This window comes from Curtobacterium sp. MCJR17_020 (assembly GCF_003234365.2).
Classification (GTDB): domain Bacteria; phylum Actinomycetota; class Actinomycetes; order Actinomycetales; family Microbacteriaceae; genus Curtobacterium.
In genome coordinates this window covers 280,835-299,470 of sequence record NZ_CP126260.1, presented here as the reverse complement: position 1 = coordinate 299,470, position 18,636 = coordinate 280,835, and the positions used below count along the sequence as shown (strand labels likewise).

20 protein-coding genes are annotated in these 18,636 nt (G+C 71.9%); 12 read left to right on the top strand and 8 right to left on the bottom strand.

The genetic code is table 11. The annotated features are described in order from the left end of the window. Positions 1-5: 5 nt before the first annotated feature. The 3 genes from DEJ14_RS01440 to DEJ14_RS01430 form a co-directional block, all read right to left on the bottom strand. Complete coding sequence (locus tag DEJ14_RS01440) at positions 6-626, bottom strand: DedA family protein (RefSeq protein ID WP_181437574.1); 621 nt, start codon at positions 624-626, stop codon at positions 6-8. A gap of 66 nt (positions 627-692) precedes the next feature. Beyond that, positions 693-1,352: a FadR/GntR family transcriptional regulator gene (locus DEJ14_RS01435; protein ID WP_111085880.1), complete on the bottom strand. Its 660-nt coding sequence runs from the start codon at positions 1,350-1,352 to the stop codon at positions 693-695. Then, positions 1,349-2,071 (bottom strand): SDR family oxidoreductase, encoded by a 723-nt coding sequence (locus DEJ14_RS01430; protein ID WP_111085881.1) that lies wholly within the window; start codon positions 2,069-2,071, stop codon positions 1,349-1,351. Before DEJ14_RS01430 ends, DEJ14_RS01435 begins: the two co-directional genes overlap by 4 nt. A gap of 45 nt (positions 2,072-2,116) precedes the next feature. On the opposite strand from DEJ14_RS01430, the gene DEJ14_RS01425 reads away from it, so the two are divergent. Continuing rightward, the gene (locus DEJ14_RS01425; RefSeq protein ID WP_111085882.1) at positions 2,117-2,866 is read left to right on the top strand and encodes an SDR family NAD(P)-dependent oxidoreductase; all 750 of its coding nucleotides are present in this window, start codon (positions 2,117-2,119) and stop codon (positions 2,864-2,866) included. 4 nt (positions 2,867-2,870) lie between these two features. Here the strand turns inward: DEJ14_RS01425 and DEJ14_RS01420 are convergent, their stop codons facing one another. Continuing rightward, positions 2,871-3,278 (bottom strand): MarR family winged helix-turn-helix transcriptional regulator, encoded by a 408-nt coding sequence (locus DEJ14_RS01420; RefSeq protein WP_111085883.1) that lies wholly within the window; start codon positions 3,276-3,278, stop codon positions 2,871-2,873. An 81-nt stretch (positions 3,279-3,359) separates the two neighbouring features. Between DEJ14_RS01420 and DEJ14_RS01415 the strand changes: the two genes are divergently transcribed. The 7 genes from DEJ14_RS01415 to mnhG all read left to right on the top strand — a co-directional run bounded on the left by DEJ14_RS01415 (position 3,360) and on the right by mnhG (position 10,738). Then, complete coding sequence (locus DEJ14_RS01415; RefSeq protein ID WP_111085925.1) at positions 3,360-4,304, top strand: quinone oxidoreductase family protein; 945 nt, start codon at positions 3,360-3,362, stop codon at positions 4,302-4,304. A gap of 109 nt (positions 4,305-4,413) precedes the next feature. Next, a complete protein-coding gene (locus DEJ14_RS01410) occupies positions 4,414-7,326 on the top strand; it encodes a Na+/H+ antiporter subunit A (RefSeq protein ID WP_111085884.1) in 2,913 nt (970 codons plus the stop codon). Next, a complete protein-coding gene (locus DEJ14_RS01405; RefSeq protein WP_111085885.1) occupies positions 7,323-7,775 on the top strand; it encodes a Na(+)/H(+) antiporter subunit C in 453 nt (150 codons plus the stop codon). The genes DEJ14_RS01410 and DEJ14_RS01405 overlap by 4 nt, the downstream gene beginning before the upstream one ends. After that, entirely contained in the window at positions 7,772-9,463 is a 1,692-nt protein-coding gene (locus DEJ14_RS01400) for a Na+/H+ antiporter subunit D (protein ID WP_111085886.1), read from the top strand. The genes DEJ14_RS01405 and DEJ14_RS01400 overlap by 4 nt, the downstream gene beginning before the upstream one ends. After that, the gene (locus DEJ14_RS01395; protein ID WP_111085887.1) at positions 9,460-10,044 is read left to right on the top strand and encodes a Na+/H+ antiporter subunit E; all 585 of its coding nucleotides are present in this window, start codon (positions 9,460-9,462) and stop codon (positions 10,042-10,044) included. The genes DEJ14_RS01400 and DEJ14_RS01395 overlap by 4 nt, the downstream gene beginning before the upstream one ends. Then, positions 10,041-10,385 (top strand): MrpF/PhaF family protein, encoded by a 345-nt coding sequence (locus DEJ14_RS01390; protein WP_111085888.1) that lies wholly within the window; start codon positions 10,041-10,043, stop codon positions 10,383-10,385. The genes DEJ14_RS01395 and DEJ14_RS01390 overlap by 4 nt, the downstream gene beginning before the upstream one ends. A 5-nt stretch (positions 10,386-10,390) precedes the next feature. Further along, positions 10,391-10,738, top strand: a complete 348-nt coding sequence (mnhG, locus tag DEJ14_RS01385) for a monovalent cation/H(+) antiporter subunit G (protein ID WP_258373312.1) — start codon at positions 10,391-10,393, stop codon at positions 10,736-10,738. Positions 10,739-10,741: 3 nt separating this feature from the next. Here mnhG and DEJ14_RS01380 read toward each other — a convergent pair whose 3' ends face one another. Next, positions 10,742-12,007 (bottom strand): MFS transporter, encoded by a 1,266-nt coding sequence (locus tag DEJ14_RS01380; protein WP_111085890.1) that lies wholly within the window; start codon positions 12,005-12,007, stop codon positions 10,742-10,744. Positions 12,008-12,213: 206 nt separating this feature from the next. Here DEJ14_RS01380 and DEJ14_RS01375 point away from each other — a divergent pair, with 206 nt between their 5' ends. Next, positions 12,214-13,260, top strand: a complete 1,047-nt coding sequence (locus DEJ14_RS01375; protein WP_111085891.1) for an aldo/keto reductase — start codon at positions 12,214-12,216, stop codon at positions 13,258-13,260. 8 nt (positions 13,261-13,268) lie between these two features. Here the strand turns inward: DEJ14_RS01375 and mgrA are convergent, their stop codons facing one another. After that, on the bottom strand, positions 13,269-14,312 hold the full coding sequence (mgrA, locus tag DEJ14_RS01370; protein ID WP_111085892.1) for an L-glyceraldehyde 3-phosphate reductase: 1,044 nt from the start codon (positions 14,310-14,312) through the stop codon (positions 13,269-13,271). A gap of 138 nt (positions 14,313-14,450) precedes the next feature. Here mgrA and DEJ14_RS01365 point away from each other — a divergent pair, with 138 nt between their 5' ends. After that, a complete protein-coding gene (locus tag DEJ14_RS01365; protein ID WP_111085893.1) occupies positions 14,451-15,497 on the top strand; it encodes a YdcF family protein in 1,047 nt (348 codons plus the stop codon). A gap of 99 nt (positions 15,498-15,596) precedes the next feature. After that, positions 15,597-16,079, top strand: coding sequence for a redox-sensitive transcriptional activator SoxR (gene soxR / locus DEJ14_RS01360; protein ID WP_111085894.1), 483 nt, complete (start codon positions 15,597-15,599; stop codon positions 16,077-16,079). Here soxR and DEJ14_RS01355 read toward each other — a convergent pair. Beyond that, positions 16,076-16,516, bottom strand: a complete 441-nt coding sequence (locus tag DEJ14_RS01355; RefSeq protein ID WP_258373308.1) for a MarR family winged helix-turn-helix transcriptional regulator — start codon at positions 16,514-16,516, stop codon at positions 16,076-16,078. The genes soxR and DEJ14_RS01355 overlap by 4 nt on opposite strands. A 46-nt stretch (positions 16,517-16,562) precedes the next feature. On the opposite strand from DEJ14_RS01355, the gene DEJ14_RS01350 reads away from it, so the two are divergent. Next, the gene (locus DEJ14_RS01350) at positions 16,563-17,804 is read left to right on the top strand and encodes a multidrug effflux MFS transporter (protein ID WP_111085895.1); all 1,242 of its coding nucleotides are present in this window, start codon (positions 16,563-16,565) and stop codon (positions 17,802-17,804) included. Positions 17,805-17,885: 81 nt separating this feature from the next. Here DEJ14_RS01350 and DEJ14_RS01345 read toward each other — a convergent pair whose 3' ends face one another. Next, positions 17,886-18,584 (bottom strand): phosphatase PAP2 family protein, encoded by a 699-nt coding sequence (locus DEJ14_RS01345; protein ID WP_111085896.1) that lies wholly within the window; start codon positions 18,582-18,584, stop codon positions 17,886-17,888. Between the last annotated feature and the right edge of the window lie 52 nt (positions 18,585-18,636).

Genomic DNA, 18,636 nt, shown 5'->3' with positions numbered 1-18,636 from the left:
GTTCGTCAGGCCGCGGCCGCCGCCTCGCCCCGTCGTCGCACGGCCTTCTCGATCGCCGAGATCGCGAGGCCGAGCAGGATCGATGCCACGACTGCGAGGGTCGTGACGAGGAAGGGCTGCTCGCGACTCCAGCGCCCGGTGGCCGCCGCGATGCCGACGCAGTACGCGGCCCACACGACGTCGGCGAGGACGCAGCTGACGAGGAACCGCCGAACGTCGAGCCCGCTGTCCGCGCCGACCAGGTTCGTCGTCAGCCGGCCCATCGGGATGAAGCGTCCGAGGACCGCGATGCGCCCTGGAGCGGCACGGTAGCGGCCGTCGATGGCGTCCCGGGCCTTGCGGACCTTCGGACGCGCGAACCACGACCTCGAGCCGAGGTCGACCGAGCGCGCCAGGTGGTACAGCCCGAGGTCGCCGAGGACCATGCCGATCGAGGCCGCGACGACGAGGACGAGGACCGGCAGGAGACCGCCGTCACCGCCCACCAGGAGCGTACCGACCGCGACGACGAGCGCCTGGCTGGGGAGGAAGACCGCGACACTGCCGACGGCGAGCACGAGGCCGACCACGACGAACGTCCACGGGGTGCCGATGAGCTGGACGACCAGGTCCTGTGCTGCGTCCACGCTCACCCTCCACGGGCGCCGGAGGAGCGCACCGGACTCCATCTTCCCAGGTCCGAGGCGCTCCACTCACGTGCGGTCGACGATCGCCCGCATCGTCGAGGCTGCCTCGTCCGGACGACCGTCGAGGACAGCATCGGCGAGCGCGAGGTGGAGGCCGACGTCGTGCCGGTCCGGGCGGATGCTCCCGCGTTCGCGCAGCACCTGGACCACGACGCGGTGCAGCCGTCGGTACAGCGCGTTGTCGGACAGGTCGAGCACGAGCGCGTGGAGCCGCACGTCGGCGGCCACGAAGTCGAGGCGGTCGTCGCGGGCCGCTGCGGCGGCGAGCTCGTCCGCGGTGGTGCGGAGCGCCTCCCGTCGGTCCGCGCACTCGTCGAGCGGCGCCCGCCGGGCTGCTGCGGCAGCTGCGGCGGGTTCGACCGCCGCGCGGAGTTCGCGGAGCTCGATCGCCACACGGTCACCGTCCGGGCCCCGGAGGCGCCACCGCACGACGCGCGGATCCAGGACGTCCCACTCCCGCACGCCGAGGACGGTCACGCCGACCCGGCGCCGCGCGGTGACCAGGCCGAGGGCGACGAGGACGCGGACGGCCTCGCGGACGATGCTGCGACTGGCCCCGGTCGACGCCACCAGGTCGTCGATGCTCCGGCGGCTGCCCACGGCGATGACGCCGGAGACGACGGCGGCACCGATCTGGTCGAGGACGCGGTCGAACGTGCTGGTCACCGCTGGGACACCGGGCTGACCACGAGTTCGTCGACGCGCATGTACGACGGCGCCTCGAGCACGAACGACACCGCCCGGGCGATGTCCTCCGGCTGCAGCATCACCGATCGTGCGGCGGCGTCGGGCACCGAGGGCCGCTGGTCGAGGAAGTCGGTCGCGACGTCACCGGGGCACAGGTGCGTCGCGCGGACCCCGCGGTGTGCCTCCTGCTGGTTGAGGCTCCGGACGACCGAACCGAGGGCGGTCTTCGAGGCGGAGTACGCGACGCCGGCGCCGGGCTGGAAGGACCACCCGGCGTAGGACGACACCACGACGACCACGCCGCCGGACTCGCGCAGCGCAGGCAGTGCGGCGTCGACGACCGTGACCACCGCAGTGAGGTTCGTGTCGACGATCGCGCGGAAGTCCGGCAACGACTGGTCGTCCCACCGGCGCCGCGGCGCGTTCAGCCCGGCGGCGAGCACGACCGCGTCGAGTCGTCCGAACCGCTCGAGCACGGTGTCCCGCGCAGACGCGACGGCAGCGGGATCGGCAGCGTCGAGGGGCAGGGCCTCCGCCGTGCCGCCGGAGGCCGTGATCGTCGCCGCGACCTGCTCGAGCCGGTCCACGCGCCGCCCGCTCAGGACCACCGTCCACCCGTCGCGCGCAGCGGCCTCGGCACTCGCGGCGCCCATGCCGCTGCCGCCGCCGGTGACCCAGAGCACCCGTTGCTTCGCCATGCTGCAATAGTATGCCTATTGAAGGAAACGACGACAGGAGCAACGATGCACCTCGACCTGACCGACCGTGTGGTGGTCGTGACCGGCGCAGCACGCGGGATCGGACGCACGCTCGCCGATCGCTTCGCTGCCGAGGGCTGCCGCGTCGTCGCCCTCGACCTGGCCTTCGAGCCCGACTTCCCGCTCGACCACGTCGTGTGCAACGTCGCCGATCCGGAGTCGGTCCGGGCCGCCGTCGACGAGGTCGTCGCCCGCCACGGCACGATCGACGTGCTCGTGAACAACGCCGGCATCAACGTCGAGGGCACCGTCGCCGAGCTGCAGTGGGACGCCTGGCGCCGGTGCATGGACGTCAACCTCGGCGGCACCTTCCTGATGAGCCAGGCCGTCGCGCCGGTGATGCAGGCCGCGGGCCGGGGGCGGATCATCAACGCCGCCTCGTTCGCCGCGATCATCCCGAGTGTCGGCAGCGCTGCCTACGCGGCGTCCAAGGCCGCGGTCGTCTCGTTCACCCGGGTGCTGGCGTCGGAACTCGGCCCGTGGGGCATCACCGTCAACGCGTACGCGCCGGGCATGGTCCCGACGGCGATGAACGGCTTCGCGACCATGCCGACCGAGGCCCAGGACCGCCTGCTCGACACCCTGTCGCTGCGCCGGTGGGAGACCGCGGACGACGTCGCCGACCTGCTCGTCTTCGTGGCGAGCGACGCCTCGGGCTACATCACCGGCACGCTGCTCGACGTCTCCGGCGGCAAGCTCGCGACGCAGATCCCGGCACGCGCACACGGCCGCTGAGGGTTCAGCGGAGCATCCGCTCCAGGAGCGCGCGCAGCTGCCGCCGGTCCCGCTCCGGCAACCGAGCGGTGAGCGGCAGCAGTGCATCGCGGATCGCGCCCTCGAGCGAGCGCGCCACCTCGAGACCGGCGTCGGTGATCACGACGTCCACCGCACGGGCGTCGTCCGCGTTCGGCTGCCGTGCGAGCAACCCCTTCTTCTCCGCGCGCGCCACCAACCCGGTCATCGTCGACTTCTCGAGCCCCAGGTACTGCGCCAGGTCACCGATCCGCAGACGACGGTCACGCAGGATCGCGAGGACTCGCAGCTGCGTCAGCGACAGCCCCGCATCGGCCGCGAGCCCGGTCAGCGGCCCCATCGTCCGGAACGCGGCCTCGCCCAGGGCATCGACGAGCTGCTCGTCCTCGGTCATCTCCTGCACCGCTCCAGCCTAGTTGACGAACTTCGTGATGCGAACTACTTTGTTCGTAACACGAAGCAAATGGAGGACACCATGCACGCAGCAGTCGTCACCGAGTTCGGCCACGTCCCGACCTGGCAGGAGTTCGACGAACCGACTCCCGGACCCGGCGAGGTCGTCGTCGACGTCGTCGCGGCCGGGCTCCACCCTCGGGTCCGCTCGCAGGCCGACGGTTCGCACTACACCAGCGAGGGCGCGCTCCCCCTGGTCCCCGGCGTCGACGGCGTCGCCCGCTTCCCCGACGGCACGCTCCGCTACGTCGCCGTCGCGAGCGACACCCGCGGCACCATGGCCGAGCGCGTCGCGGTCGACCCACGGGCGAGCGTCGTCCTGCCCGACGGTGCCGACCCGGTCACCGTGGCCGCCGGCGTGAACCCGGTGCTGTCGTCGTGGGTGGCCCTGCGCCGGCGGATCGACTTCGCCCAGGGCAGCCGCGTCCTCGTGCTCGGCGCGACCGGGGCCTCGGGCACTGCGGCGGTGCAGGTGGCGAAGCACCTCGGTGCCGCACACGTCGTCGCGAGCGGGCGCAACCCGGAGCGGCTGGCGGCGCTCACCGCCCTCGGCGCCGACGTCGTGCTGCCGTTGACCGACGTCGACGCCCTCGGTGCAGCGGCAGCCGACGTGGACGTCGTCATCGACTACGTCTGGGGCCAGCCCGCGGCGGACGTGATGCGCGCCGTCGTCACCGCCCGCACCGACCCGGGCCGACGACTCGACTGGATCGCGATCGGCTCCACCGCGGGACACGAGGCGACGATCCCGTCCGCTGCTCTGCGCGCCTCGGGCCTGACGATCGTCGGCAGTGGGCAGGGCTCGGTCGGCCGCGCCGGGTTCGTCGCCGAGCTCCCGGGCATCGTCAGTGCGATCGCGGACGGCACCGTCCGGGTGGACGCGACGGCCGTGCGGTTGGCGGACGTCGAGGCGACGTGGGCCGGACAGCCCGCCGGGAGCACGGGCAGAGTGGTGTTCACAGTGTGAACCGAGCGCGGGCAGGCTGTCCGGTCGCACAGGTTCTGCACATCCCACTCTTCGTAGGCTGTGAGGGCCCAGTGAGCCGGACTGCAGCCCGACCCCGAGGAGGTGCCCGATGGTCCTCGTCCTCGTCGCGTTCGCGATCGTCGCCCTGATCGTCCCCGCCCTGACCCCCGTCCTCGGCCGCCGCGTGTTCACCGTGGCCGCCCTCGCGCCCGCAGCCGCCGCCGTGCTGACGGTGCTGCAGACGGACGCGGCCCTGCACGGCAGCGTCGTCGAACGGCACCGGTGGGTCCCGCAGCTCGACCTCGAGATCACGCTGCGGATGGACGCCCTGTCGTGGGTGCTCGCGCTCGTGGTGTCGATCGTCGGGGCCCTCGTGCTCGTCTACTGCGCCTCGTACTTCGGGCGCGACGAACCGGGGATCGGTCGGTTCGCGGGCGTGCTGACCGCGTTCGCCGGGTCGATGTTCGGCCTCGTCCTCGCCGACGACGTCATCGTGCTCTTCGTCCTGTGGGAAGCCACCACGGTCTTCTCGTACCTGCTCATCGGACACGACGCCGACAAGCGTGCGAGCCGTGCGGCCGCGATGCAGGCCCTCGTCGTCACCACCGCCGGCGGTCTGGCGATGCTCGCCGGTCTGGTCATGCTGTCGGTCGCGGCGGGCACGACCTCGCTCTCCGGCATCATCGCCGCCCCGCCGACCGGACCGATCGTCACCGTCTCGGTGGTCCTCGTCCTGCTCGGCGCGCTGACGAAGTCGGCGATCGTGCCGTTCCACTTCTGGTTGCCGGCGGCCATGGCAGCTCCGACCCCGGTCAGCGCGTACCTGCACGCCGCAGCGATGGTGAAGGCCGGCATCTACCTCGTGGCCCGGCTCGCTCCGGCGTTCGCACTGCTCGACGGCTGGCGCGAGACGATCACCGTGCTCGGTGTCCTCGGCATGCTCATCGGTGGCTACCGGGCGCTCCGCCAGACCGACCTCAAGCTCCTGCTCGCCTACGGCACCGTCGCGCAGCTCGGGTTCCTCGTGCTCGCCGCCGGGTGGGGCGCGCCCGCGGTGGCGCTCGGCGGGGTCGCCCTGCTCGTGGCGCACGCCGCGTTCAAGTCCACGCTCTTCCTGGTGGTCGGCGCGATCGACCACACCACCGGCACTCGCGACCTCGGGCGCCTGAGCGGCCTCGGTCGGAAGGCACCGTGGCTGGCCGTCGTGGCCGCCCTCGCGCTCGTGTCGATGGCCGGCATCCCGCCGACGATCGGCTTCGTCGCGAAGGAAGCCGTGCTGACCGGCTTCACCGAGTCGCTGCACGGTCCCGACGCCGGCTGGGCCTGGTTCGCCCTCGTCGGCGTGACGCTCGGCTCGGTGCTCACCGTGGCGTACTCACTCCGATTCTTCTGGGGAGCGTTCGCCCGCAAGCCCGACGTCGCCCAGACGGAACCGCACGCCCTGCACGGTCTGGGTGTGGTGCCGTCGATCCTGGCGCTGACCGGTCTCGCCCTCGGCCTGCTGACCCCGGTCGTCGCGCACGGCATCGAGCCCGCGGCGACGATGGCCTCGCTCCCCGGCGAGGAAGTCCCCCACCTCGCGCTCTGGCACGGCCTCGAACCGGCGCTCGGCATCTCGGCCGTCACCCTGGTCGGCGGTCTCGCACTGTTCGCCCTCCGACGTCTGGTCGAGGCACTGCAGCACCAGCTCGCCGGGTTCCCGAGCGCCTCGGGCACCTACCGGCACCTCATGCGCGGCCTCGACCGGTTCGCGACGGGCCTGACCGCCGGTGTCCAGCGGGGTTCGCTCCCTTACTACCTGACGGTGATCCTGTCGGTGTTCGTGGCGGGTGCGCTCGCGAACCTCGTGCTCGGAGGGCCGTGGGAGTTCCACGTCCGGTTCTCGGACTCGTGGGGCCAGATCCCGGTCGTCATCGTGATGTCCGTCGGCGCCATCGCCGTCCTCACCGCGAAGACCCGGTTCGCCGCCGCCGTCCTGGTGGGCGTGACCGGCTACGGCATGTCCGTCCTGTTCGTCCTGCACGGCGCCGTCGACCTCGCCCTCACGCAGCTCGTGGTCGAGACCGTCACCCTCATCGCGTTCGTCCTGGTGCTCCGGCGCCTTCCCCCGCGCATCGCGACGACGAACCCGAGCCGGTTCCGCATCGTGCGTGCGCTCTTCGCGGGGCTGGCCGGCCTCACACTGGCGATCGTCGTCATCGTCGCCGCCTCGGCGCGCACCGCCGACCCGATCTGGCCGGACCTGCCGGCGCTCACGAGCTCGTTCGGCCACGGCCTCAACGTCGTCAACGTCGCCCTCGTCGACCTGCGCGGCTGGGACACCCTCGGGGAGCTCACCGTCGTCGTCGCCGCGGCCACGGGCGTCGCGAGCCTCATCTTCGTGAACTCCCGCGAGGACACGCTGCCCCGGCTCCGTGACCTGCCGGAGACCCTGACGGCCGACGGCCAGCGCACCGACGGCGAGCCGCGCGCCTGGCTGCCGACGAGCGCCGCCATCCCGACCGGCCGCTCGGCACTCCTCGACGTCGTGGTCCGACTGCTGTTCCACGGGCTCATCGTCCTGTCGGTGTACCTGCTGTTCGCCGGGCACAACGCGGCCGGCGGCGGCTTCGCCGGTGGCCTCGTCGCCGGCATCGCCCTGGCGGCCCGCTACCTGGCGGGCGGCCCGGCAGAACTCGGCGCCGCCGCCCCGGTCCGGGCCGGTCGACTGCTCGGGCTCGGTGTCGCGACAGCGGCGATCACCGCGATCGTGCCGCTGTTCTTCGGTCGCGAAGCCCTGTACTCCGAGTTCTTCGAGGCGACCGTCCCGATCCTCGGCCACGTCGAGTTCGTCACCGCGACGTTCTTCGACATCGGCGTGTACCTGGTCGTCGTCGGCCTGGTGCTCGACGTCCTCCGCAGCCTCGGCGCCGAGGTGGACCGGCAACGCCTCGAGGACTCCTCGGCGCCCACCCGCGACACCACCGAGGGGTCGGCCCGCGACACCCTCGACGCCCCCACCCCGGAAGGGAGCGCCACATGACCGTCACCCTCGTCCTCGTGATCGCGATGGCCGTGCTGTTCTCCTGCGGCGTCTACCTGCTGCTCGAACGGTCCCTGACCCGGATGCTGCTCGGCTTCCTGCTGCTCGGCAACGCCCTGAACCTGCTCCTGCTGGTGATGTCCGGCGCTGCCGGCAACCCACCGATCGGCAAGTCCTCCGAGGGCATCACCGACCCGCTCCCCCAGGCCTTCGCCCTGACCGCGATCGTCATCACCTTCGCCGTCAGCGCGTTCCTGCTCGCCCTCATCCACCGCTCGTGGCAGCTGTCCCGCGCCGACGAGGTCGAGGTCGACGAAGCGGACGTCGCCATCGGCCGCACGCGCGACGACCCCGACGACGACCCGGAAGCCGACTTCGACCCGAAGTCCCCCGAGGACGCCGACGATCCGCACGAACACCAACCGCACCAGGACGGAGTGAACCGATGACCTGGCTCGTCCCGCTCCTCGTCCTCGTCCCGCTGCTCGGCGCAGCCGTCGCACTCGGCCTCCTGCGGCACCAGAAGCTGCAGCGAGCGATCACCGTCGTGGTGCTCGTCGTCGCACTCGCCGTCGCCGCGACCCTCATGGTGCTCGTCGACCACCACGGCACCATCGTCGTGCAGGTCGGCGGGTGGGACGCCCCGTACGGCATCTCGCTGGTGGTCGACCGCCTGAGCGCCCTGCTCCTCACGGTGAGCGCCAGCGTGCTGCTCATCGTCCTGCTGTTCTCGATCGGCCAGGGGCTCGCAGCCGACGACGGTGAAGCCCCGGTCACGATCTTCTACCCGACCTACCTCGTCCTGGCCGCGGGTGTGCTCGACTCGTTCATCGCCGGCGACCTGTTCAACCTCTACGTCGCGTTCGAGATGCTGCTCGTGGCGAGCTACGTGCTGATCACCCTGGGCGGCAGCGAGCAGCGGGTCCGGGCCGGCACCACGTACATCGTCACGAGCCTGATCGCGTCGGCGATCTTCCTCGCCGCGATCGGCCTGGTGTACGGCGCGACCGGCACGGTCAACATCGCGCAGATCAGCGAGCGCGTCGCCGAGCTGCCCGAGCACGTGCAGCTGCTCCTGCACACCATGCTGCTCATCGGGTTCGGCATCAAGGCGGCGGTCTTCCCGCTGGCGTTCTGGCTGCCGGACTCGTACCCGACCGCCCCGGCTCCGGTCACGGCCGTCTTCGCCGGTCTGCTGACGAAGGTCGGCATCTACGCGATCATCCGCCTCGAGACGGTGATCTTCCCCGGGCCGCAGTTGAACAACGTGCTGCTCGTGGTGGCGGTGTTGACGATGGTCGTCGGGGTGCTCGGTGCGGTGTCGCAGACCGACGTCAAGCGCCTGCTGTCCTTCACGCTCATCAGCCACATCGGCTTCATGGTGATGGGTGTCGGGCTCGGGACGGTCGCGGGGACGGCGGCCGCGGTGTTCTACACGGTGCACCACATCGTCGTGCAGACCACGTTGTTCCTGGTTTCCGGCCTGATGGAACGCGTCGGTGGGACCACGTCGACCCGGTCGCTCGGCGGGTTGTTGAAGGCCGCGCCGCTGCTGGCCGCGCTGTACCTGATCCCGGCGTTCAACCTGGGCGGCATCCCCCCGTTCTCCGGCTTCATCGGCAAGCTCGGGCTGTTCCGCGCCGCCGCCGAGGACGGCTCCCCGTTGGCGTACGTCACGATCGCCGCCGGCGTGGTCACGTCGCTCCTCACGCTATACGCGCTGATGCGCGTGTGGGACGCCGCCTTCTGGCGGCCGAAGCCCGCGGCCGAGGCCGCGGCGCCGCACGCGACGACCGCCGAACCGCACGCAGCCCTGCGGTCGCCGGAACCCGCCCCCCTGACCGTCTCCGAGGAGACGGGTGAGGCCTTCCACCCAGGAGGCTCGGTGACGGTCACCGACGCACCCCACGCGAGCAGTGCCTCCCGTCCGACCACCGGGTCGACCGAGACGGTCGGCGAAGCGCCGACGAAGGTCCGGCTGCCGCGCATGCTCGTCGGCGTGACGACCGTCGCGGTCCTCGGATCCGTCGCCCTCACCGTGGTCGCGGGCCCGCTCTACGGGTACGCGAGCCGCGCAGCGGAGTCGCTCGAGTCGCCGGACCGGTACGTGCAGGCCGTCCTCGGGGGTGACCGGTGAACACCGACACCCGACACGTCGCGAACGCCCGCCGCATCGCGGTGGCGTGGCGGTACGACGTCCCGCTCGTCGCCGGCCTGACGGTCCTGTGGGCCCTGCTCTGGGGCTCGTGGACGCCGCTGACCCTGCTCTGCGGCATCGTGGTGGCGCTCCTGGTCACCCAGGCGCTGCCGCTCCCGCCGGTCCCGCTGTCGGCCCGGTTCTCGATCGTGCACGCCGTCCGGTTCCTCCTGGTGTGGTCCGGACTCGTCATCGCGGCGTCGTTCCGGGTCGCCTGGGTCGCGTTCCGCCCGCGGGGTGTCCGCCGCAGCTCCATCACGCTCGTGCAGCTGCACTCCACCGCCGAGATGACCTTCACGCTGGCGACCCTCGCGATCTCGCTGGTGCCCGGCTCGTACGTCGCCGACGTCGATCTCCGCCGCCGGCGCCTGCTGCTGCACGTGCTCGACACCGAGCGGGTCGAACAGGTCGAGGCCGCCCGTCGCGAGGCCCTCGGCATCGAGGCCATGGTCATCCGTGCCCTGGGTTCGAAGCAGGACGTCTCCGAACTGTCCGAACCGCTGCCGGAGGTCACCCGATGAGCGCCGCCGTCGTCGTCATGGGGATCGGCATCGCCCTGGTCCTGGCGCTGCTCGGCGCCACCCTCGCACTCGCGGTGTTCCGGATCGTGCGCGGCCCGACGATCCTCGACCGGATGATCGGATCGGACATGGTCCTGACGACCGTGCTCGTGGTGATCGCGGCGTCGATGGTGGTCCGGCGCGACCTGACCGGGATCCCCGTGCTCGTGGTGATCGCCGCGACGAGCGTGTTCGCGACCGTCGCGGTGGCCCGAGCGGTCACGCCGTCGTCGGACCCGTCCGACGAGGGGCTCACCGTCACCACCCCCGAGCACGCCGCAGAAGAAGAGGAGCAGTCGTGACCGAGATGATCCAGGCGTTCCTCGACGGCGCCGGCGTGCGGGCGTGGATCGCACTCGCCCTGCTGCTCATCGGCGCGCTGCTGTCCCTCGGCGCCGGCGTCGGCATCGTGCGGTTCCCGGACCCGCTCGTCCGCCTGCACGCCATGGCGAAGCCGCAGGTGCTCGGGTTGGCGTTCGCCCTGGCCGCGATCGTCGTCGCGGTGGGGACCTGGACGGCGTTCTGGGTCGTCCTGCCCATCATGGTGTTCCAACTGTTCCTGGTGCCCGTCTCGACGCACATGATCGCTCGCGCCGGGCTGCGGGCCGACGACTACCGGCACGAGGACCTGTTGGTCGACGACACCGAGTCCTGATCGTCAGGCGGCGGTACGGCGCCGCAGCAGCAGGTCGACGACGGCTGCCAGCACGACGACCGCTGCCGAGGCCGCGGGGAGCACCATCGCGACGGACGTACCGTGCTGCTCCGCCAGGTCGCCGGTGATGGCGGACGCGATCGACTGCCCGACGATCACGGCGGATCCGAGGATCGTCATCGTGGTCGCGGACCGGCCGACCGGCGAACGGTCCGAACCGAGGCTGTACTGCGCGACGAGGGTCGGACCGATGCCGACGCCCATGATCGCCAGGACGATGCCGACCGCCACGACGGAGTCGGCCTGCGAGAACGCGACCGCGCCGCCGAGCAGGACGACACCGAACACGAGCCAGCGCCAGCCGAGGCCGAACGACCGAGGGAACGCTGCGGACCCGAGGGCGAGTCCGGCCGAACCGATGCCCATCAGGCCGTAGAGCAGGCCGGCCTGGGACGCCTCGCCGTGGGTCTCCATGAACGCCGTCAGCGACGTCAGCGTCGAGCCGAAGAACAGGCCGATGCCGAGGATCCCGACGACCACGACGACGAGCCGCGGACGCAGGAGCTGGCGCGCCGGGGCCTGGGTCAGTTCCTCGTGCTGCCCGAGCACGAGCTTGCCGGTGGGGTGCAGCGCGAACGCGGTCACGAACACGAAGGTCAGGGCCGAGGCGCCCGCCACGGCGACCCACGGGGCGATCGCGCTGGCGAGGATGCCGACCAGGAACGGGCCGATGATGAAGACGGCCTCGTCGGCGGCGGACTCGTACGCCATCGTCCCGCTGAGGGTCTTCTCGCGGCGGGCCGGTCGAATGCGCTGCGCGATGATGGCGACGAGCCGGGTGCGGGACATCGGCGCGACCTGGGGCGCGGACGCCCCGATGCAGAACGCCATCGCGAGCACGGCCAGGTCCGGCGCGCTGCCGCTGACGACGAAGGGGAACGCGCCGAGCAGCGCCGCGTTGACGAGGCCGACGGGGACGAGCACGGCACGCTGGCCGAACCGGTCCGCGGCGGCGCCGACCATCGGTCCGAACACCGCGGCACCGATGCCGACGGAGGCGGAGTTGACGCCACCGAGGGCGACGGAGTCACGCGCGGCCACGACGAGGGTGAGGACCCCGACGACCATCATGGCGAACGGCAGGCGGGCGATGAACGCCACCGGGAAGTACCAGCGTCCGGCGAGGGAGACGAGCGAGGCGTCTCCGGCGGTCGCGGTGTCCGTGCGTTCCGGGGCGGGCGCGGACGGGGTGGGACTGGTGTGGAGCATGGGGGTGTGCCTTCTCGGCCCGGCCCGGTTCGGTGGGGGCGGACCCATCGGGTGCCGCCGTTGTCCGCCGGGGAGCCGGCGGCCGGTAGATACACACTGCGTGTTTCAGAACTGCGTCCATCGTACCAACCGTTCCGGTCAGGGCCAGGGGTAATGCTTCGTCACCGGACCGTCCTGCGGCCCGCACGGCCCATATCGTGGCGCGCATGGAACAGCGACGCATGGGGCGCACGGGGGCGCCCGTCAGCTCGCTGACGCTCGGGACGCGTGCCGTCGCCGGCGTCGCGGCCCACGACCCGTCGGCCGGTGTGACCCTCGTGCTCGAGGCGCTCACCCGCGGCGTGACGTCGGTCGACGTCTCGGACGCCGACGGCGCGGGCCTGGCCGAGACCGCGGTGGGCGCGGCGATCGCCGGACGGCGCGAGGACGTGTTCCTGTCGGTGCGGTTCGGCGCCCCGGTCGACCAGGACCCGGCGCACCGCGGCAACGGGCGGCGGTGGATGTTCCGTGCCGTGGAGCGGAGCCTGCAACGACTCGGCACCGACGTCATCGACCTGTACCAGCCGGCACTGCCGGACCCGGCGACGTCGCTCGACGAGACACTCGACGCCCTCGCCGACCTGGTCGCACAGGGCAAGATCCGCGCCTTCGGCCTCCCCGGGTTCCCGGCCGAGGAACTCGTCGAGGCGCAGTGGCTCCGGTCCGGGTCGAAGAGCGCCACCGCGACGCACGTCCCCTACTCGATCCTCACCCGCACGGCGGAGCGCACGGTGTTCCCGGTCGCCCGTCGCTTCGGCCTCGGGGTCCTGGCCGGAGCGCCCCTCACCGGCGGCTGGCTCGCGGGGACCTACCGCGCCGGCACCGTCCAACCACGCTCACCGCACGTCGACGAACACCCGGACGCGTACGACATCGGCGCCCCGCGGAACCGTCGGAAGCTCGAGGTCGCCGACCGGCTCGGACGCCTGGCCGACGACTCCGGCTTCACGGTGTCGGAGCTCGCGGTCGCCTTCGCCCTGACCCATCCCGACGTGTCCTCGGTGGTGATCGGGCCGCGCACCGTGTCACACGTCGACGCCTACGTCCAGGCATCCGAGATCGTCCTCGACGACGGGCTGCTCGACGCGATCGACGCGATCGTCGCGCCGGGCACCCACGTGCTCGAACGGGACACCGGGTTCGCGCTGCCCGCGCTCAGTCGCGAGCGGCTGCGCGGTCGCACCCCGGTGGGCGCGGGGCCGAACCGCTCGTAGGTCCGCGGTCAGGAGACCTCGCCGGCACGCGCTCCCGCCCACAGGTCGACGTCGGTGATGCCGACGGAGTGCTGGTCGATGGTGCGGAGTTCCTCGTCGGAGAACGACGTGTTCGCCAGCGCCGCGACGTTGTCCTCGAGCTGCGACACCTTCGACGCCCCGATCACGAGCGAGGTCACCCGCTCGTCACGGAGCGCCCAGGCCAGGGCGAGCTGCGCCAGGGACTGTCCACGAGCGGCGGCGACGTCGTTCAGCGCTCGGAGGTGCCCGACGACCTCTGGGGTGATGCTCGAGGCGTCGAGCGACTTGCCGGCGGCGGCGCGAGAATCCGAGGGCACCCCGTCCAGGTACTTGCCGGTGAGCAGGCCCTGCGCGAGCGCGGTGAACCCGATCACGCCGAAGCCCAGCTCGCCGGCGGCGTCGAGCAGCCCCTCGGTCTCGATCCAGCGGTTGAGCATCGAGTACGACGGCTGGTGGATGAGGAGCGGGGTACCGAGGTCGCGCAGGATCGCGGCGGCCTGGCGGCTGCGTTCCGCGTCGTACGACGAGATGCCGACGTACAGCGCCTTGCCCTGCTGGACCGCCGTGTGCAGCGCGCCCATCGTCTCCTCGAGCGGGGTCGAGGCGTCGAGTCGGTGGGAGTAGAAGACGTCGACGTAGTCCAGGCCCGTCCGCTGCAGGGACTGGTCGAGCGAGGCGAGCACGTACTTCCGCGAACCGCCGCCCTGGCCGTACGGCCCCGGCCACATGTCCCACCCGGCCTTGGTCGACACGACCATCTCGTCGCGGTACGGCCGGAAGTCCTCACGCATCAGCCGCCCGAAGTTGACCTCGGCGGCACCGTACGGCGGGCCGTAGTTGTTCGCGAGGTCGTGGTGCGTGATGCCGAGGTCGAAGGCCCGACGGCTGATCGCGCGCTGGGTCTCGAACGGCACGTCGTCACCGAAGTTGTGCCAGTACCCCAGGGAGAGCAGCGGCAGGTCGAGGCCCGAGCGGCCGGTGCGGCGGTACGTCATCGAGTCGTAGCGGTCGTCGCTGGCGATGTAGGTCATGGTCCGAGCCTGCCACCAGCGCCATCGGACGAGCGCAACGAGCGTGATCGGGTGCGTGATCGTCGCACCGGCACGGGGCGGTCTCCTGATCCCTGGCCGGTACCGTGAGCGCATGACCGCGCTCCGTTCGGCCGACCGATGACCGCCCTGGGCGCGGCGCCCGTCTTCGCCCTGCTGTTCCTCGCGCTCTACCTGGTGGGGCGGCGGCGCGACCCGCGGATGCTCCGGAACGGCGTGTTCCTGACGGCAGCGGCGTTCTTCGCGCTCGCCACGGCCGTGTCCGCCCTGACGATCGTCGTACCGGGGTTCAGCCTGGTCGTCGGCATCGTGTTCCTGCTCGTCCCGCTCGCGGTCGCCGTGCTCGGTGTGGCCCTCATCGCGAACGGCTTCCAGATGCTCCGCTCCGAGGGCCGGAGCCTGGGCAACACGCTGTCGCTGGTCGCCGGGGTGCTCGTGTTCGTGCTGCCCGCGGTCGCCATCGCCCTGTTCGTGTCCGCCAGCGGCGAGGGCTTCACGCTCTGGGACGGCACCCGGATCGCGGTCGCCGTGCTGATGGTGTTCGTCTGCGCGTACTTCGCCGTGTCGCTCGTCGCGTTCGCCGTGTACTCCGTCGTCTACGGCCGGATGCGGCACGGGATCGTGCCGGACTCGATCGTCGTCCTCGGCTCCGGACTGATCCGAGGCGAGGTCCCGCCCCTGCTCCGCAGTCGCCTCGACCGCTCGCTCGTCGTGTACCGCGCCGAACGAGCCGCCGGGCGTCGGCCGCTGCTGATCCCCTCCGGCGGGCAGGGTGACGACGAACCGCGCCCCGAGGGCACCGCGATGGCGGAGTACCTGCTGGCGAACGGCGCGGACCCCGACGACGTCCGGCCCGAGACCGAGTCCCGCAACACCCGCGAGAACCTGCGGTTCTCCCGCACCGTGCAGACGGATGCCGGACGGGACGGCCAGATCGTCGTCGTCACGAACAACTACCACGTGCTCCGCGCCGCCACGCTGGCCCGTCGGCTCGAGCTGCCGGCGCAGGTGGTCGGATCGCGGACGGCGCCCTACTACGTGCCGAGTGCGTTCCTCCGCGAGTTCGTCGCGGTGGTCGTCGAGCACCGCTGGCTCAACGTGGTGGCGTGCACGCCGTTCGTCCTGTTCACCGCGTTCCTGCTCTGGGAGTCGTTCCAGCAGCGGTAGACGCTGGCAGACGGTCGACCGGGAGGCCCGTGGCGGGCCCGCAACGGGCCTCCCGACCGGCCGTTCGTCGCGTCCGGATCCGCACGTAAGATCTCGACCATGGTCGAGATCCAGCCGCCCCGCCCGACCGACCTGCTCCCGATCGGCGAGATCGTCCGACGCACCGGCGTCGCCGCGTCGGCCCTGCACTTCTACGAGCGCAAGGGCCTGATCCGGCCCGAGCGCACCGACGGCGGCACCCGGATGTACCCGCGGCACGTCGAGCGCCGGATCGCGATCATCCAGGTGGCGAAGCGCCTCGGGATCCCGCTCAGCGAGGTCGCCGAGCAGTTCGGCACGCTGCCGGCCGACCGGATGCCGTCCCTGCGCGACTGGAACCGGCTGAACGAGCGGTGGCGTGCACGACTCCGGGCGCGCCAGCTGGAGCTCGAGCGGCTGCAGCAGGAGATGACGCAGTGCATCGGGTGCGGCTGCGTCTCGCTCGGGGCGTGCTCGGTCGTGAACCCGGGCGACACGCTCGGCGACGAAGGCCACGGCGCTCGGCGGCTGCTGCCGATCGAGGACGACGCGCCGCAGGACTAGACCCCGCGCAGCCCCTCGTCGATCCGGTCGAGCAGCGCGAGCGCCCCGGGCAACCCGGCGTCGTCGTCGCCGAGCGCGTCGCGGAGCTTGCCGGCCCAGTGCCCGCGCAGCCGTCCGATGCTCTCCCGCGCGATGTCGGTCGAGTGCAGCTGCACGGTCCGCGCATCGTCCGGGTCCTGCCGCCGTTCGACCATCCCCTTCGCCACCAGGGACCGCAGCGCGACGCTGAGGTTGCTGCGCTTGAGTGCCGTCGCCTCGGCCGTCGCGCTCGGTGAGGTGCCGGGGTTGCGGTCGACCCAGCGCATCACGAGCGCCTCGGTCCCGGTGAGCGGCACGATGTCGAGCGCCCCGGCACCGTGCGGGTCGATCTCCCGCGAGATCCGCAGCACGACGTCGGCGAGGTCGGCGAGGACGTGGTCGGACACGGCGGAGTGCATGTCCGTACTGTACCGAGGATCCGCAATGAGTTATGCTTTCATAACAATGACCACGGACACCGGAACCATCCGCGCGCACGCCGCGACACCCACGACCAGGCAGCAGGGCATCACGACACCGCTGCTGCTGGTGCTCGGCCTGCTCAGCGCCGTCGCCCCCTTCGCCACCGACCTGTACCTGCCGGCGTTCCCGCAGATGACCACCGAGCTCGGTGCGAGCGCCACCACCGTGCAGCTCACGCTGACCGCCTTCCTGGTCGGTGTCACGGCCGGCCAGCTCGTCTTCGGCCCGCTGTCCGACCGGTTCGGCCGCGTGCCGCCGCTCATCGCCGGCGCGGCACTGTGCGTCCTCGCGAGCGTCGCCGCCGTGTTCGCACCGAACATCGGCGTGCTCATCGCGGCCCGACTCCTGCAGGGCCTGGGCGGTGCGGCCGGCATGGTGATCAGCCGTGCGGTCATCTCCGACCTGGCGACCGGCAAGCCCGCAGCCCGCGCGTTCTCGCTCATGATGATCGTCGGCGGGGTCGCCCCCGTCGTCGCTCCGCTGCTCGGTGGCCTGCTCACCGGCCCGATCGGCTGGCGCGGCCTGCTGTCGATCGTGCTCGGCCTGTCCGTGGTCATGCTCGTCGCGGTGCTCGCCGTCATCCGTGAGACCCACCTGAAGGCGCACCGCGACGTGCTGCGCGAGGAGCGCAAGGGCTCCGGTTCGCCGCTCCGCGCGCTGCGCTCCCGCACGTTCCTCGGCTACATCGCCGTGTTCGGCTTCGCGTTCGCCGTGATGATGGCGTACATCTCCGCCTCGCCGTTCCTGTACCAGGACATGATCGGGCTCGGCACCGTCGGCTACGGCCTGGCGTTCGGGCTGAACGCGCTGGCCCTGATGGGTGTGAGCATCGTGTCCGCCAAGCTCACCGAGACCCGTTCGGTCACCGGCGTGCTGTCGCTCGGCATCACCCTGGTGTTCGCGTCGACGATCGTGTTCGCGCTGCTCGTCGTCTTCGCGGCGCCGGTGTTCTGGCTCGCCGTCCCGCTGTTCACCGCGGTCGGCTCGCTCGGCCTGGTGCTCGGCAACGCCACGGCGCTGGCACTCGGTGCGGTCCCCGCCGCTGCCGGCAGCGCGTCGGCCGTGCTCGGTGCGCTGCAGTTCGGGCTCGCGGCGCTGGTGTCCCCGCTCGTCAGCATCGGCGGCTCGGTGACGGCTGCACCGCTGGCGATCGTGATGCTCGCGTCCGCGGTGGTGGCCGTCGTGGCACTGCTCGTCGCCCGGGGACGCACCCGCCTGGCCTGACCCGGTCGGGGCCGACCCGGAACGACATCATCGACGTCGCACGACAACGAGGACGTCGTTCCGAGTCGGCAGCCCCGTCGACTACCGCCCCCGGAGGAACGGGATCCGCGGCATGAGCCAGTCGACCCACACCACCCGCACCCCCGGGGCAACGGCGAGCGCCCACAGGATCGAGGCCACCGCGTCGGTCGGGTAGTGCACGGCATCGATCGACACCGAGAAGAACACGACGACGATCGCGACGATCCCGAGCGTCAGCGCCAGTCGGTGCCACCGGGTCTCGCGGAGCAGCCAGATCATCGCGACCACGAACGCCGTGATGTAGACGGTGTGCCCACTCGGGTACCCGGGGTCCGGCTGCACCGGGAACGGGTGCGGCAGGGCGGCGACGTCGGGCCGTGCGCGGTGGACGATCTCCTTCACGACCGCGGACGGCACCCACGTGATGGCGATCGTGCCGCCGAAGGCCAGGGCCGGGCGGAGACTCCGGGTGCGCCACCAGATCACGGCCACGACGACGACGGTGATCCCGATCGCCGGGCCCGGACTGATGACGTGGTAGACGGCGGTGGTGAACGCCCCGATCGGACCGGTGTGCAGCGCGTTCAGTGCCTTCGACAGTCCGAGGTCGACCGTGCCGAGGGCGAACCCGACGAGCGTGATGACGACCACGGCGATGACCGCGATCGCGACGGAGACGAGCGGGTAGGGCGACGGCTCGAGGATCCCGGCGCCGTCGGACTCCGGTCGGCGGGGGCGGAGCAGCGGCGCGTCGGTCATCCGACCATCGTCCCAGCCCGGACTCCGACCACGGGCCCGGCGAGCCTCTGAA